Source organism: Lichenihabitans psoromatis, assembly GCF_004323635.1.
Classification (GTDB): domain Bacteria; phylum Pseudomonadota; class Alphaproteobacteria; order Rhizobiales; family Beijerinckiaceae; genus Lichenihabitans; species Lichenihabitans psoromatis.
In genome coordinates this window covers 3,528,499-3,543,894 of sequence record NZ_CP036515.1, presented here as the reverse complement: position 1 = coordinate 3,543,894, position 15,396 = coordinate 3,528,499, and the positions used below count along the sequence as shown (strand labels likewise).

Genomic DNA, 15,396 nt, shown 5'->3' with positions numbered 1-15,396 from the left:
CTTTGGTCTTGCGGGTTGCTCTAAGTCCTATGAGCAATAAGTCGTCATAGATCGGGTGGCTGGCCTATATTGGCTTTACCACCCATTGGGGCATACTTCCGAATTAGTCGGAATAACTATGAGCACCCGGTCGTACAACCGCAGGTCTCACACTTCAGACAAGTGCCGTTCCGCACCAGCGTGAAGTTCTGGCACTCGGGGCATGATTCGCCCACATAGCCTTTCATCCGGGCCTCGGCCTTCTTCTCGGCGACGCTGGTGCGCGGCCCGGACTGCGCCGGCTCGCTCCATGCGAGACCCGCGAGAGCCTCCTGCGTGGCTTCCGACACGGCCTGCGCCATCTCCTGCTTGAGAGCCGTCGCGCCATCGGTCGCGTAAGCCTGTGCCGTCACGGGAGTCCCACGCGGCGGCTCAGCCGATGTCGACGTTCCAGCAGCCGGGCCGCCGCGCACCAGCATGAAGCGGTCGGCTTTCGAGCGCACGAGGCCTTTGGAGACGACCCCCGTATCCGATTGCGGCCGGCCTTCGCTGGCTTTGCCCTCGGTTTCGCCCTTGCCCATCGCGTCGAAGCCAAGGTCGCTCGGCACCACGTGAGCGAGATCGCTGCGGTCGAGATAGGACACCGCAAGTTCGCGGAACACGTAATCGAGGATCGAGGTCGCGTTCTTGATCGCGTCATTGCCCTGCACGGGGCCCGACGGCTCGAAGCGGGTGAACGTGAAGGCATCGACATATTCGTCGAGCGGCACGCCATATTGTAGGCCGAGCGAGATCGCGATCGCGAAGTTGTTCATCATCGACCGGAAGGCAGCGCCCTCCTTATGCATGTCGAGGAAGATCTCGCCGAGGCGGCCGTCTTTATACTCGCCGGTCTTGATGTAGATCTTGTGGCCGCCGACGATCGCCTTTTGAGTGTAGCCCGTGCGGCGGTTCGGCAGTTTCTCGCGCTCGCGGCGGCGCTCGATCCGTTCCACGACGCGTTCGACGATCCGCTCCGCGACTTCGGCGACGCGGGCCGGGGTCGATGCGGCCATCAGGGTCTCGACCGCATCCTCCTCGTCGTCATCCTGCTCGATTAGTTGCGAGTTGAGCGGCTGCGACAGCTTCGAGCCATCGCGATAGAGCGCGTTGGCCTTCAGTCCGAGCCGCCAGGACAGCATATAGGCGTCCTTGCAATCCTCGACGAGCGCATCGTTCGGCATGTTGATGGTCTTGGAGATCGCGCCCGAGATGAAGGGCTGCGCGGCCGCCATCATGCGGATGTGGCTCTCGACCGAGAGATAGCGCTTGCCGGTGCGGCCGCAGGGATTGGCGCAATCGAACACGGCGTAATGCTCGACCTTGAGGTGCGGCGCGCCTTCGAGCGTCATGGCTCCGCAGATATGCACGTTGGCGGCGTCGATCTCGGCTTTGGTGAAGCCGAGGAACGGCAACAGCTCGAAGCTCGGATCGTCGAGTTTCTCGGCCGGTACCTTGAGAACGCCGGTGAGGAAATCGGCCCCAAGCGCCCATTTGTTGAACGCGAACTTGATGTCGAAGGCGCTCGCGAGCGACTTCTCCAGCCCATCGAGCTTTTCGGCCGTGAAGCCACGGGCGCGAAGGCTGGACTGGTTGACGCCCGGCGATTGCCGAAGGCTGGCGTGACCGACCGCATAGACCTCGATCTCGGCAATCTCGGATTCACGGTAGCCCAACGAGCGCAGGGCTTCGGGAACGGCCCGGTTGATGATCTTGAAGTAGCCGCCACCGGCGAGCTTCTTGAACTTCACCAGGGCAAAGTCCGGCTCGATGCCGGTCGTATCGCAATCCATCACAAGGCCGATGGTACCGGTCGGCGCCACGACAGTGGTCTGCGCGTTGCGGTAGCCATTCTGTTCGCCGAGCGTGATGGCCTTGTCCCAGGCGATCTTTGCACGCTCGATCAGGATCGGGTCCGGGCAATCGCTCGCGACCAGCGGCACCGGCGCAACCGCGACCTCTTCATAGCCGGCAGCGTCGCCATAGGCCGCGCGGCGGTGGTTCCGCATCACCCGCAGCATCGAGTCGGCATTCGGCGTATACCCCGGGAAAGCCCCGAGTTCACCGGCCATTTCGGCCGATGTGGAGTAGCAGACACCCGTCATGATGGCCGACAGGGCGCCGCAGATCGCGCGACCTTCGTTCGAATCATAGGGGATGCCAGACGCCATCAGCAGGCCGCCGACATTGGCATAGCCGAGGCCGAGGGTCCGATACTCGTAGGAAAGCTGAGCGATTTCCTTGGAGGGGAATTGCGCCATCAGCACCGAGATTTCGAGCACGATGGTCCAGAGCCGCACCGCATGCTCATACGAGCGGACATCGATCCGCTTGGTCGTATCGTCGCGGAACTGCAACAGGTTCAGCGAGGCAAGGTTACAAGCCGTATCGTCCAGGAACATATATTCCGAACACGGATTGCTGGCGCGGATGGGGCCAGCGGCCGGGCAGGTGTGCCAGTCGTTGATGGTCGTGTGATATTGCAGGCCGGGATCGGCCGAGGCCCAAGCCGCATAGCCGATCTTGTCCCACAACTGCTTGGCCGGCAGCGTCTTATGGACCTTGCCATCGAGACGACGCAGCAGATTCCAGGGCTGATCATCCTCGACGGCGCGTAGGAAATCGTCCGTCACCCGAACCGAATTATTCGAGTTCTGGCCCGCGACCGTCAGATAGGCCTCTGAGTCCCAATCGGTGTCGAATTCCGGAATATCGACGGTGGTGTGGCCCTGGCGGCCAAGCTGCATGACGCGCTTGATCATGCCGTCCGGAACCGCGCTCTTGCGCGCCAGTTTGATCTCACGCTTCAGCGCCGGGTTTTTTTCCGGGTTAAAGCAATCGTCGCCATGACCCTCGCAATTCAGGCAGGCGCGCAGAATGGCTTTGAGGTGCCGCTTGTTCAGTTTGGAGCCGGTCACGAGCGCCGCGACCTTCAACTCCTCCTTCACCTTCCAATCGATATAGGCCTCGATGTCGGGATGGTCGGCATCGACCACCACCATCTTGGCGGCGCGGCGCGTCGTGCCGCCCGACTTGATGGCGCCAGCGGCGCGATCGCCGATCTTGAGGAAGCTCATCAATCCGGACGATCGTCCGCCGCCGCTCAGCTTCTCGCTTTCGCCACGCAGGTGCGAGAAATTGCTGCCCGTGCCGGATCCATATTTGAAGAGCCGTGCCTCGCGGACCCAGAGGTCCATGATGCCGCCTTCGTTGACGAGATCATCGGCCACCGATTGGATGAAGCAGGCATGCGGCTGCGGGTGCTCGTAAGCCGAAGAGGAGGCCGTCAGCTCGCCGGTCTTGTAGTCGACGTAATAATGGCCCTGGCCGGGGCCATCGATGCCATAGGCCCAATGCAAGCCGGTGTTGAACCATTGCGGCGAATTCGGCGCCACCATCTGGCGCGCCAGCATGTAGCGGAGTTCGTCATGGAAGGCCTGCGCATCCACCTCGGAGGCGAAGTAGCCGCCCTTCCAGCCCCAATAGGTCCAGGTTCCAGCAAGACGATCGAACACCTGCTTGGCCGAATGTTCAGAAACGAATCGGTCCGCTTCCGGCAACGTCGCAAGCGCCTCGGAATCGGGCACTGACCGCCATAGGAAAGAGGGAACGTCATTCTCTTCCACACGCTTCAGCCGAGCCGGAACGCCAGCCTTGCGGAAATACTTCTGGGCCAGAACGTCGGCTGCGACCTGGCTGAACGCCGCCGGCACGTCGATGTCGTCCAGTGCGAACACGATCGATCCATCCGGGTTGCGGATTTCGCTCCGGGTTTTCCGAAATGCGATCGAGTCGTAGGGAGCGCCTGCGGTCGTGGTGAAAAGCCGTTCGATATGCATCGCTTGATACCTTCGGAATCGATCGAGCTCCAAAAAGGAAAGCATCCTTCGAGACTCAACCGCAATTTCTTATTCGACGACAAAGCCTGCCGGCCGCCTTGGCGCCCAACATCCGCTCGTCACGCTCGACTGGAACTCGACACGCCAACCGCGAGCTCAACGCCTCGCGCTCGACAACAGGCTTGAATGATACGTCTTGGCTTCTTGACGAGTCCATTGATCTATCATGTGGACGGCCTGGACCCTTAGGCGGTCATGTCTTGACTCTCGCGATCAAGAGGCGAAATCCATTATCCGATCGAGTCTCTCAAGCAAGATATGGTGTATTTTCCGGCATTTGCGACCGCGATGACGATCCTGTCTCTCAAATGCCGCAGCCCTCAGCGCGTCAAAAGGGAACGGCTTGGGTGGCCGCCCTTTACGTCGCGGCTCGCACGCGACATAAGACAGCCGAAGCCACGACCACGAGTGAACGGTGCTGCCATGACGTTCAAGACCAACCTGTTGCAGGCGCTGACCTGGTGGAGCGGCCAGACCTACGGCACGCGCTTTTACACCTGGCGCTTCGGCGAACGCGTCGGCACCGACGAATTCGGCAACATCTATTATCGCAAGCCGGGGATCGACCCGAGCCTGAAGTTCGAGCGTCGTTGGGTGATCTACGCCGGCCAGATCGATGGGTCGATGACGCCGCCCGGTTGGTACGGCTGGCTGCACCACACCGTCGATACGCCGCCGACGGACGAGACTTACGTTCCGCGCGAGTGGCAAAAGCCCCATCTGCCCAACATGACTGGCACGCCATTGGCCTATCGGCCGCCGGGATCGATTTCGAACGAAGGTACCCGGCCGACTGTTGGCGGCGACTATGGCGCTTGGACTCCGAACTAAGACCGGGCCTTAGCCCAAACTTTGACACATCGGCCCACCAAAGGCAGTGACGTCGGATTCAACATCGTCCTGTCTCCAGAGCGAAAGCTGCCGGTGCCCTTCAAGATCAATCGTTTCTCGATGCCGCAAATCCGTCGGCACGTCGCCGTGGCTGTTGCGGCGCTCCTCGGCGCGACCCTTCTGCCCGGCATTGCCTCGGCCGACAAGATTAAGAACCCGACGGCGGTGTTCTCCGGTCTCGACAAGATCACTGGACGAATCATATCGTTCGAGGTCGCGATCGACGAGACGGTTCAGTTCGGATCGCTGCAGGTGACCGCCCGCGTCTGCTACACGCGGCCGCCGACAGAGGCGCCGCAGACCGATACGTTCGTCGAAGTCGATGAAGTCACGTCCGACAAGGACTATAAGCGCATCTTCTCGGGCTGGATGTATGCGGCGAGCCCCGGCCTGCATGGCATCGAACATCCGATCTACGATATCTGGCTGACGGGCTGCAAAGGCGGCACCGATATCATCGTCGACACGCCTGCCGCGACGGCCGATGCCGGCGCACCGGCGACGGAGGCGCCGCCGCCCGATAATGCCACTAAGCCGCCGGCCCCCAACACACCGCCGCCGAAGCCGAAACGTGTCGTCCGACAAAGCCCGCGCCCGGAGGAAAATCCCGAGGCGCGTCGCCAGCCCGTGCAGAGCTTCTTCCCGGCGACAGATTATACGGCAGAGCCGGTCGTTGGCCACGATCCCGCAGGCCGGAAATAAGCCTAAACCAGCCCGGGCTTAAGCTTTCGCGTTTCGCACGATTGCAAGCGCGGTCGTTCCATCGATCCCGGCGCTTTGGCCAAAGGGGTGGAATGTCGCCTTGCGCTCGATCGCGTCGGCGAGCCTCGCGCGATAGACCGCTTTCGGGATCTCCATGGCACCGAGGCTCGCCAGATGCGGCGTGATGAATTGCGTATCCAGAAGGGTGAAGCCGCCGTCGATCAGCCGGGCCGCCAGATGGACGAGGCAGACCTTGGAGGCGTCGGTCGCGCGGTGGAACATGCTCTCGCCGAAGAAGGCCGCCCCGATGTGAAGGCCATAGAGGCCGCCGACCAGCGTGTCGTTTTCGTAAGCCTCGATCGTGTGGACGTGCCCCATCGCGAACAGATCCCCGAAGAGCGATCGGATCCGCGCATTGATCCAGGTGTTGTCTCGGCCCGGGGCAGGGGCCGAACATCCCGCGATCACGCTGTCGAAATCGCGGTCGGCCACGACCTCGAACCGATCAGAGCGGATGGTCTTGGCGAGACTCTTCGAGACCGCGATCGCCGTGAGATCGAACACACCGCGATCCTCTGGGTCGACCCAGAACAGAGCCTCATCCTCGGCAGTTTCGGCCATGGGAAATAGGCCGATCGAATAAGCCCGGAGAATGATGTCGGGCGTGATAGCGATCTGCTGACGGGGACGACGCATGCTCTTCAATCGCGGCCGAACGCGCCTCGGTCAAGCCATCCGCGTCGCATCTCATCCTCCCGCCTCGGCTACCAGGATGCGATGCTTGTTTCGGAATATCTGCTCTGACGATGGAAACGCCGCCGCGTCCAGTCGATCATCCGTCGAACCGCTGCGCGAGGCAGCCAGGACCGAGCCTCCGAGGGTGGAGGATCGGGCTCGATGCCGAGCCCGAAACGGGCAGGTATTTGATCGGGCTTCATCAGCCAAGCACTCATTCTGGGTCTCCTGAGCCGCTGATGTAAGGGTCGTAACTTGTCGCCTCGCTAAATCCATGGGTCGGATCCGGGTATAAATCCGTTTACCCTCCTGCGGGCGTTCGCTGCGGAGGGTGTGATCCAACGCCGCTTTGCGCGCGGGGCTAAACCCGCTAGAGGATCGAGGCTCGCGGTCGGGCCTGCCCGGCACGATGAAACGATCCCGGCATTTTGCGTCGCGGCCCGAGAGGCCGCTACAGCGCGCCGATCTATGAGGACGCGACACGATGGTGGCCCCCGCAGCAATCCGTTCCGGCTCCGACGACGCCACGCAGGGGCGGGACGGCGGAGCGCCGGGCCAGCATGACGCGATCCTGATCATCGATTTTGGCTCGCAGGTGACCCAATTGATCGCGCGGCGCGTGCGTGAAGCCGGCGTTTATTGCGAGATCGCACCGTTTCAGAAAGCCGACGAGGCGTTTCAGCGCCTCCATCCCAAAGGTGTGATTTTCTCGGGCGGTCCCGCCTCGGTCGTTGATGCCGGCAGTCCTCGCGCGCCGGCGGCGGTCTTCGAGGCCGGGGTGCCGATTTTAGCAATTTGCTACGGCCAGCAGACGCTTGCGTTGCAGCAGGGCGGCGCCGTTGAGGGCGGCCATGCCCGCGAATTTGGACGCGCCGATGTCGAGATCCGCGCCGCGAGTCCTTTGTTCGAGGGAGTGTGGGACGTCGGCGGCCGATATCCGGTGTGGATGAGCCATGGCGACCGGGTAACGCGGCTTCCCCCCGGTTTCACCGTCGTCGGGACGTCCGACAACGCCCCTTTCGCGATCGCGGTCAATGAAGAGCGGCGTTTCTACACCACCATGTTCCATCCGGAGGTGGTGCATACGCCCGATGGCGCCAAGCTGTTGCAGAACTTCGTCCACAAGATCGTTGGCCTTCGGTCGGATTGGACGATGGCGGCTTATCGGCGCGAGATGATCGAAAAGATCCAGCGGCAGGTGGGCTCGTCCAAGGTGATTTGTGGCCTGTCCGGCGGCGTCGATTCGGCCGTTGCGGCCGTGTTGATCCACGAGGCGATCGGCGATCAACTCACCTGCGTGTTTGTCGATCACGGTCTGATGCGGGCCGGGGAAGCCGATCAGGTCGTCGGCCTCTTCCGAGACCATTATAATATTCCGTTGGTGCATGTGAATGCCGAGACGCTGTTTCTCGATGCGTTGGAGGGTGTCTCCGATCCGGAGACGAAACGAAAGACGATTGGCCGGCTCTTCATCGAGGTGTTCGACGAGGAGGCCGGCAAGGTCGGCGGCGCCAAGTTTCTGGCACAAGGCACGTTATACCCGGACGTGATCGAGAGCGTGTCCTTCTCGGGCGGTCCGTCCGTGACGATCAAGTCGCACCATAACGTTGGCGGTCTGCCCGAGCGTATGAACATGGCGCTGGTCGAGCCCTTACGCGAATTGTTCAAGGACGAAGTGCGGGCGTTGGGCCGCGAGCTCGGTTTGCCGGAGGCGTTCGTCGGCCGGCATCCGTTCCCAGGACCGGGGCTGGCGATTCGCTGCCCAGGCGAGGTGACCCGCGACAAGCTGGATATCCTGCGTCAGGCGGACGCGATTTATTTGGACGAGATCCGCAAAGCGGGGCTTTACGACACGATCTGGCAGGCCTTTGCGGTGTTGCTCCCGGTCCGCACCGTCGGTGTGATGGGCGATGGGCGCACCTACGACCAAGTCTGCGCCCTGCGGGCCGTGACCTCCGTCGACGGCATGACGGCGGATTTCTTCAAGTTTGACATGAACGTCCTCGGCCGCGTCGCGACCCGCATCATCAACGAGGTCCGCGGCATCAACCGCGTCGTCTACGACGTGACCAGCAAGCCTCCTGGCACAATCGAGTGGGAGTGATCTAAGGTCGTGTCAGACCGTCCTGCGCCGTGCCAAAAATCGCGCGATCTCTTTGACTAACAAGGATTATTTATCCCACCCCGTATCACTGCATGTCACCCCAACCCGGCGACTTTGTTGGTAGCGACGTTGGTATGGCGCAGGATGGTCAAGAAACGGGCCTTCGCTACCAACACCCCCTTTGTTGGTATCCGTTCGCCCCCTGACCGGATGCAGGTTTATGGGCGATCTTACTGATAAAGAACTGAAAAATCTCAAACCGAGGGCCAAGCTCTACAAGGTGACGGACCGCGATGGGATGCACGCGGCCGTCACGCCGACCGGGGTCATTTCGTTCCGATATCAGTACCGGGTGAACGGGCGACAGGAGGTCTTGACCATCGGCCGGTATAGCGCCGAGGCGGCTCGCACGCTGACACGAGCGCCCGAGGCACTGGAATACGGGATGGATGTTTCGCTTGCGGAGGCGAGGACGCTGCTGGCGCGCGCCAGGCGACAGGTCGAGCGAGGCGAGTCGCCGTCGAAAGCTAAGGTGGAGAAGCGCACCGCGTCAGCCGAGGCGGTCACCTTTGGCGGTTGGGCGGAAGCGTATTTCAAGCACAAGGCCGATCCTAAGTCGGGGGCAGAAAGACTGGCCGACAGCACGCTGGCGATGCGCCGCTCCGTCTATGAGCGCGCCATCGCAGGTGACTTGTCGAAGCTCAAGCTGGCGGAGGTGACGCCGCAGCGGATCAAACGTCTGTGCGATGAGGTCAAGGAGAAACGCGGGCCGGCCGTGGCCGTGCATGTCCGCGAGGTCGTGTTGCTGGTCTTCCGCCACGCGCAGGGATGCGGGCTGGATGTCAGCAATCCAGCCGAGTCGATCCGCACCAGTGCCATCGCGACGTTCGAGCCGCGCGAGCGCGCCCTGTCGCCATCCGAAGTTCGCGCGTTCCTGACGGCGTTGGATCACGTGGCGGCGGCGCCTACGCTACGCTCAGCGGTGAAGTTTGTCCTGCTGACCGGCGTTCGCAAATCGGAGTTCATCGACGCCACTTGGAAGGAAATCGACTTCGCCGCCGCGCGCTGGACGATCCCGGCCGAGCGTATGAAGGCTGGCAAGGCGCATTTCGTCCCGCTCAGCGATCAAGCGCTCGACATTCTGACGGCCTTTCGCACCATGTTCGGCGTCAGCCGATACCTCCATCCTGGCCGGTACGACGGCGATACGCCAATAAGCAACGCCACGCTCAATCGGGTGATCGATACGGCTGTGGAGCGTATCCGCGAGGACGACCCGGACTTTCAAAGCCTCGGCGTTCACGACCTGCGCCGCACGTTTTCGACAGGCCTGAACCGCGCCAAGTTCGATGATCGCTGGATCGAGATGAGCATGGCTCACTCGCCTCGGAACCGGATCGCGGCTGTCTACAACGTGAACCGCTACCTGGCCGAACGGAAAATCATGCTTCAGTGTTGGGCCGACATGCTTGATGCCTGGGTGAAGGGCGAGTCTGCTAAGGAGCTGATCGCCGACGCGAAGCAGCGCGCAGCCGAGGTTCATGACGACGGGCTTGACGACGATCTCTGAACTACGCGCTCCTCGCGCGCATCATCTCCGTCATCACCTCTGGTGGCCGCCAGCCGGTGGGATTGGCGACCCAACAATCGATATCGGATTCGTGCCAACCGGCGCCGTTCATGCTGATTCTTAGCTGGGCTGGGAACGTGCCCTCAGCGATCTTGCGGTAGATGGTGGAGCGGCTGAGGCCGGTGCGGGCGAGGACGGTTTTTAGTCGGACGATACGGTCTGGTACGAGCATGGTCGTGCTGCCTCCTGCTGGATGCTCTTGACATTGCGGAGACTAGACAGAGCGACGATTTGTCGTTGTGCAATAGATATTTAGTGATCGTAGTTGTCTGGCGTGGAGGAGGCTAAAAATAGGCGGGTCTACAGTCCGAGACCCGGACTATGCTGAGGGCGATGGCTTGGCTGAAGGCGAGTTCTGGAACTAGACTGCTGCTCGAGGCGATCTCGATGCCGAGGTCTTGCTTGCGGCTTTCGAATATGGGTTCAAGCTGTGGATCGCGTTCGAGACTCTTCGTCTAATCGCGCATCGCCGACCGCGCGGACCTGTAACCGGGCATGTGGCTCGCCTGATGCTGGTGTTGGCTGGTTTTGCCGAGTTCCCGCAGAGTTCCACGAAGCTGTCGGCGCGAGGGCCGGACAGGCGATGCGCCCGTAGCTCAGCTGGATAGAGCGCCACCCTCCGAAGCCGTAGGCACAGGTTCGAATCCTGTCGGGTGCGCCATCTCTCCCATCGCGACTCTATTCCACCGCGGCGAACACTTCGCCACAGTTATCTCACTCAAGATTCCGAGCAGCATCCTCACTGCGGTTCCTTCATCCGTCGCTAGATGTCCGCTGAAAAATTGACCGGCTCACGCCCCGGAGCATTGACTTTTAACATGTCATGCAACATATGATGTTGCATGATACGAGGCGGCAGATTGTGTGAAAGGGTGAATTTCCCCCCGCGCGCCAAGCGATCCCATCCTAAGGCCTCGGACGCGCTTGTCCGCGCGACAGGTGGGAATCTGGTCGCGCGCACAAGCGCAGTAACTGAGGATTGATGTGCCGAAACTCTACAACTTTGCCTTCGGCCCCTATCCGCAGCGGGTGACCATCTACCTCGCGGAGAAAGGCCTCAGCGATGTCGAACTGGTCCGTCTGGAGCCACCACGCGGCAGGACGAACTGGCCGCCATCAGTCATCAAAGGCCTCTCGCCAAACGGATCGCTTCCGATCATCGTCGACGACGACGGGACAGTCGTCGGACAGTCGTTGGCGATCCTTGAATATCTCGAGGACACGCGCGGCGGCCCAAATATGCGCGGCAAGACGCCCAAGGACCGAGCTCGCACGCGCGAAGTCACCACCGTCCTTGACGAAGCGCTCACGTTCTTCGGCATCTGGGCACGGCACGGGAGCCGTCTCAACCGTGGTGCCGATCGCGAAAGCCAGGAGGCGGCCGAGATCGGCGCCGAACGCTACTTCCAGAGGCTGAGGCTTGCCGAGCGGATGATCGGCGACGCGGAGTTCATCGCCGGAAATACCGTGACGACCGCCGATTGCGTGGCGATGGCGTCCCTGCATTTCACCCTCGGCTTCTACGGTGTGCCGATCCCTTCCGATTGTCCTCGGCTCTCCGATTGGTATGCGCGCTTCTCGCTGCGACCCAGTGTACCGCCGCCCGATTACCCCCCCGAACAACATGCAATCGCGCTCGGCTTGATGGCGCAGACGGGGATCAGGATCAGATCATGAGACGGGATAGTCGATTGTCGGGCGTGCTGCACGTCCTGCTGCACATGGCGGAGCGGCCCGAGCCGCAAACCTCGGAATCTCTCGCGCGTGCAATGGATACCAATCCGGTCGTGCTCCGCCGGATCATGGCAGGCCTGCGCGAGAAGGGTTTTGTTCGTTCCGAGAAAGGGCACGGCGGCGGCTGGACCATGGCTTGCGACTTAGAGCAGGTCACACTGCGCGACATCTACGAGGGGCTGGGAGAGCCGGAGATCCTGGCAATGAGTAATCGGACCGAAGCGCCCGGTTGCATCGTCGAGCAGGCTGTCAATGCTGCGCTCGGGCAGGCGTTCGATGATGCCGAGGCGCTTCTGCTGACCCGCTTCGGCGAAGTCACGCTGGCGCAACTGAGCGCCGACGCCCATGCCCGCCTCGCAAAACGAGGCGGCAACGTCGCCAAGGAGACGGCACATGAAGCATGACGCCATCGTCGTCGGTGGCGGCTTCGCCGGACTGGCTGCTGCGACCTATCTCGCGCGGGCTCGCCGGAAGGTATGCGTCATTGACACCGGCCGGCCGCGGAATCGTTTCGCTTCTGCTTCCCACGGCTTTTTGGGGCAGGACGGGGAGGACCCGCACCAGATCCTGGCAGCGGCCCGCGAGCAGCTTCTGGCCTATACGACCGTTCAGATGTTGGGTGCAGAGGCTAGCGAGGCGCAAGTCCACGACGACAGGTTCTCAGTTCTTATGGCAAGCGGCGAATCGATTGAGAGCTCAAAGCTCATTCTCGCCTTCGGACTCCGCGACGAACTGCCGAACATCGCCGGCCTTCAAGAACGCTGGGGCAAGACGGTGCTCCACTGCCCCTATTGTCATGGAATCGAGTTCAGCGACCGCGAGCTCGGTGTACTTTACCACGCGCTCATGTCCGTCCACCAAGCGTACTTGGTCGCCGAATGGGGGCCCACAACACTGTATCTCGATGGTGCCGTGCTCGATGAAGCCGACGCGCTGAAGCTCGCTGCCCGTGGCGTGAAGGTCGAGCCGTCCCGCGTAAGACGACTAGTCGGCGACGGTCTCGCGCTCTCCGCCATCGAGTTGGACGATGGCCGTAGAAGCGCGATCGATGCGCTTTACATTTCGCCTCAGTCGCGCCTGGCGAGCCCGCTCGCCCACCAGCTTGGCGTCGAGATCGAAGATGGTCCGCTTGGCCCTTTGATCCGCACTGATGCCGACAAGATGACATGCATTCCCGGTCTTTATGCCGCAGGGGACATCGCTCGGGCGCCACACAGCATCAGTTGGGCCGTCGCCGACGGTGTGACGGCGGGTACGTCCGCTCACCGCGCGCTAGTGTTCGGTTGAGCCATGGACGTGATGCAGCCCTTCACTGATCCGGCCGCGGTCGCCGGCTATGCGGAAGCCACACCGCGGAAAGTACCGGGCTTTGCAGATCTCCACCGGATGACGATGCTTCTGCTCGCGGAGCACGCGTCGGAGGCGGCGAATATTCTGGTGGTCGGCGCAGGCGGCGGCCTAGAACTCAAAGCGCTTGCCGAGGCGCAGCAGGGATGGCGCTTCGTGGGCGTCGATCCCTCGCTCGAGATGCTCAATTTAGGACGCCGCGTCCTCGGGCCTCTGCAACAGCGTGTGGAACTGCATCACGGCTATATCGACACCGCACCGCCGGGACCATACGATGGCGCAACCTGTCTGCTCACGCTGCACTTTCTCGGGCGAGACGAACGGCTGTGCGCGCTGCGGGAAATCCGCCGACGTCTGAAGCCGGGTGCACCACTCGTCGTGGCGCACCACAGTTGCCCGGAAGGTGGCAAGCTTCGCCGCTGGTTGTCGATGTCCATAGCGTTTGCCGGCGAATCCCGCGTCGATTTTGCAGCGGCATCTGTGTCGGCTTCCGCGATGGCATCGCGCCTACCCATTTTGTCCGTCAGTGAAGACGAAGCGACCCTCCGCGAGGCAGGGTTTTCTGAAGTTGCACTGTTCTACGCCGGCTTTACGTTTCGTGGCTGGGTTGCCGCAGCATGATGGCGATGGCATCGGGCGAAAGGTTTTGGATTGAGCTAAGCAATCTTCACAGGAAGCTGCCGTCGTCCCGTGGCGGACTGAGTGGGAAGTTGGCGCGTCTGCTTCCGGTGAGCAATCAGCGCAGATCGAGTGGTCCGACTTGACCCTAGAACTTCGAGACTTTCGATGGGCGGTGACGGCGTCCCACTATAAGAGTCTTCGTAGGGCCGCGGAGGCGTTAAATGTAAGGCAATCTACGCTCAGCCGGTGCCTTCGCAGCCTTGAAAATGAACTCGGTGCCGTGCTTTTTGAGCGCACCAATGGAGGCACTCATCCGACTGTTGAGGGCGTGGAATTTATCGAAGTCGCCCGGCGCATCGTTGAAGAAGTAGAGACAATTAGAGTGCGCCTTCGAACTAGCTCGCGAGGTGAAAGCGGCAGACTTGCAATTGGCGTTCATACGTCTCTATCGACCGGGAACCTTCGTGCCACTGATCGGCCCCCATCGGGTGGTCCGGGTTGATTGTTAGTTCATGGTCGGCCTGGGCGCCACCCTGAGCATGGCCGGCGGAGATGGTCGGGGTTTCGCAGCCGGCCATGCGGCGAAGGCGGGCACGAAGACCTCCGGCGCCGGGGGCTTGTAGCCGATTGATCCGTGCGGGCGCACAGTATTGTAATGCCTTCTCCAGCTTTCGATGATGACCTGAGCTTCCTTGAGCGAGTAGAAGATCTCTCCGTCGAGCAGCTCGTCTCGGAAGCGAGCGTTGAACGACTCGACGTAGCCGTTCTCCCACGGGCTGCCTGGGGCAATATAGGCGGTCTTTGCTCCAACCGCCGTGATCCAGTCTTGCACAGCCTGGGCGATGAACTCGGGGCCGTTGTCCGAACGGATGTGACCAGGCACGCCGCGCAGGATGAACAGGTCGGACAGAACGTCAATGACGTCGGTCGAGTTGAGCTTGCGCGCGACCCGGATGGCCAGGCACTCCCGGGTGAACTCGTCGACGACATTGAGGGTCCTGAACTTGCGGCCGTCATGCGTGCGATCCTCGACAAAGTCGTACGACCAGACGTGATCGCGGTGCTCGGGCCGGAGGCGAATGCAGGAGCCGTCGTTGAGCCAGAGACGTCCCTTCTTCGGCTGCTTGGCCGGCACCTTCAGCCCTTCGCATCGCCAGATGCGCTCGACCCGCTTGTCGTTTACCAGCCACCCGGCATCGCGCAGCAACGCCGCGATCTTGCGATAGCCGTAGCGGCCGTACTGCCGCGCCAGCTCGATGATGTCGCCCGTCAACGCCTCTTCGTCGTCAAAGCCCCGCGGCGCCTTGCGCTGCGTCGAGCGGTGCTGACCGAGCGCCGCACAGACGCGGCGCTCGGAGACAGGCAAATGCTGTCGCACATGCTCGATGCAGACGCGCCGGCGCGCGGGGCTCAGAAGTTTCCCGAGGCCGCCTCCTTCAGAATCAGCTTGTCGAGCGTGAGGTCGGCGATCGCCTTGCGAAGCCGCATGTTCTCCGTCTCCAGCTCCTTCAGGCGCTTGACCTGGTCAAGCTTCAAGCCGCCGAACTCCTTCCGCCACCGGTAGTAGGTGACCTCGGTCACCCCGATCGAGCGAACCGAGTCCGCAACGGTCTTCCCCTGTGAGACCAACACGTCGACCTGACGCAGCTTGCTCACGATCTCTTCAGGCTTCGGTCGTCTTCCCATCGATCCATCCTCCAGGCTCGAAAGCCATA

At 62.0% G+C, this 15,396-nt stretch carries 13 protein-coding genes and 1 tRNA gene; 10 read left to right on the top strand and 4 right to left on the bottom strand.

Going from position 1 to position 15,396, the window contains the following annotated elements; all coding sequences use genetic code 11:
* Window positions 1–116: 116 nt before the first annotated feature.
* Window positions 117–3,857 (bottom strand): vitamin B12-dependent ribonucleotide reductase, encoded by a 3,741-nt coding sequence (locus EY713_RS16550; RefSeq protein WP_131116859.1) that lies wholly within the window; start codon window positions 3,855–3,857, stop codon window positions 117–119.
* A 483-nt stretch (window positions 3,858–4,340) separates the two neighbouring features.
* Here EY713_RS16550 and EY713_RS16545 point away from each other — a divergent pair, with 483 nt between their 5' ends.
* Entirely contained in the window at window positions 4,341–4,748 is a 408-nt protein-coding gene (locus tag EY713_RS16545; protein WP_131116856.1) for an NADH:ubiquinone oxidoreductase subunit NDUFA12, read from the top strand.
* Between the two features lie 120 nt (window positions 4,749–4,868).
* Window positions 4,869–5,510: a DUF2155 domain-containing protein gene (locus EY713_RS16540; protein WP_131119846.1), complete on the top strand. Its 642-nt coding sequence runs from the start codon at window positions 4,869–4,871 to the stop codon at window positions 5,508–5,510.
* An 18-nt stretch (window positions 5,511–5,528) separates the two neighbouring features.
* On the opposite strand, the gene aat is transcribed toward EY713_RS16540, so the two are convergent.
* Window positions 5,529–6,206 carry a leucyl/phenylalanyl-tRNA--protein transferase gene (gene aat / locus EY713_RS16535; protein ID WP_131116853.1) on the bottom strand — a complete coding sequence of 226 codons (678 nt, stop codon included), beginning with the start codon at window positions 6,204–6,206 and terminating at the stop codon, window positions 5,529–5,531.
* 523 nt (window positions 6,207–6,729) lie between these two features.
* On the opposite strand from aat, the gene guaA reads away from it, so the two are divergent.
* Together guaA and EY713_RS16525 are read left to right on the top strand one after the other, a co-directional pair.
* The gene (guaA, locus tag EY713_RS16530) at window positions 6,730–8,349 is read left to right on the top strand and encodes a glutamine-hydrolyzing GMP synthase (protein ID WP_131116850.1); all 1,620 of its coding nucleotides are present in this window, start codon (window positions 6,730–6,732) and stop codon (window positions 8,347–8,349) included.
* Between the two features lie 220 nt (window positions 8,350–8,569).
* Complete coding sequence (locus tag EY713_RS16525; protein WP_131116847.1) at window positions 8,570–9,919, top strand: tyrosine-type recombinase/integrase; 1,350 nt, start codon at window positions 8,570–8,572, stop codon at window positions 9,917–9,919.
* A gap of 1 nt (window position 9,920) precedes the next feature.
* On the opposite strand, the gene EY713_RS16520 is transcribed toward EY713_RS16525, so the two are convergent.
* Window positions 9,921–10,151, bottom strand: a complete 231-nt coding sequence (locus EY713_RS16520; RefSeq protein WP_131116844.1) for a helix-turn-helix transcriptional regulator — start codon at window positions 10,149–10,151, stop codon at window positions 9,921–9,923.
* A gap of 413 nt (window positions 10,152–10,564) precedes the next feature.
* Here EY713_RS16520 and EY713_RS16515 point away from each other — a divergent pair.
* From EY713_RS16515 to EY713_RS16490, 6 genes are all read left to right on the top strand, one after another.
* A tRNA-Arg gene (locus EY713_RS16515) sits at window positions 10,565–10,640 on the top strand.
* A 323-nt stretch (window positions 10,641–10,963) separates the two neighbouring features.
* Window positions 10,964–11,656, top strand: coding sequence for a glutathione S-transferase family protein (locus EY713_RS16510; RefSeq protein ID WP_131116841.1), 693 nt, complete (start codon window positions 10,964–10,966; stop codon window positions 11,654–11,656).
* A complete protein-coding gene (locus EY713_RS16505; RefSeq protein ID WP_131116838.1) occupies window positions 11,653–12,117 on the top strand; it encodes an Rrf2 family transcriptional regulator in 465 nt (154 codons plus the stop codon). The genes EY713_RS16510 and EY713_RS16505 overlap by 4 nt, the downstream gene beginning before the upstream one ends.
* Window positions 12,107–13,000 carry an NAD(P)/FAD-dependent oxidoreductase gene (locus EY713_RS16500; RefSeq protein ID WP_131116835.1) on the top strand — a complete coding sequence of 298 codons (894 nt, stop codon included), beginning with the start codon at window positions 12,107–12,109 and terminating at the stop codon, window positions 12,998–13,000. Before EY713_RS16505 ends, EY713_RS16500 begins: the two co-directional genes overlap by 11 nt.
* 12 nt (window positions 13,001–13,012) lie before the next feature.
* Entirely contained in the window at window positions 13,013–13,681 is a 669-nt protein-coding gene (locus tag EY713_RS16495) for a class I SAM-dependent methyltransferase (RefSeq protein ID WP_131119844.1), read from the top strand.
* 172 nt (window positions 13,682–13,853) lie between these two features.
* Entirely contained in the window at window positions 13,854–14,183 is a 330-nt protein-coding gene (locus tag EY713_RS16490; RefSeq protein ID WP_245573025.1) for a LysR family transcriptional regulator, read from the top strand.
* 3 nt (window positions 14,184–14,186) lie between these two features.
* Here EY713_RS16490 and EY713_RS16485 read toward each other — a convergent pair.
* Window positions 14,187–15,367 (bottom strand): IS3 family transposase gene (locus EY713_RS16485; RefSeq protein WP_131113674.1). Its coding sequence is split into 2 segments (ribosomal slippage): window positions 14,187–15,106 and window positions 15,106–15,367, totalling 1,182 coding nucleotides; the frame shifts between segments, so codons are not numbered across the junction.
* Between the last annotated feature and the right edge of the window lie 29 nt (window positions 15,368–15,396).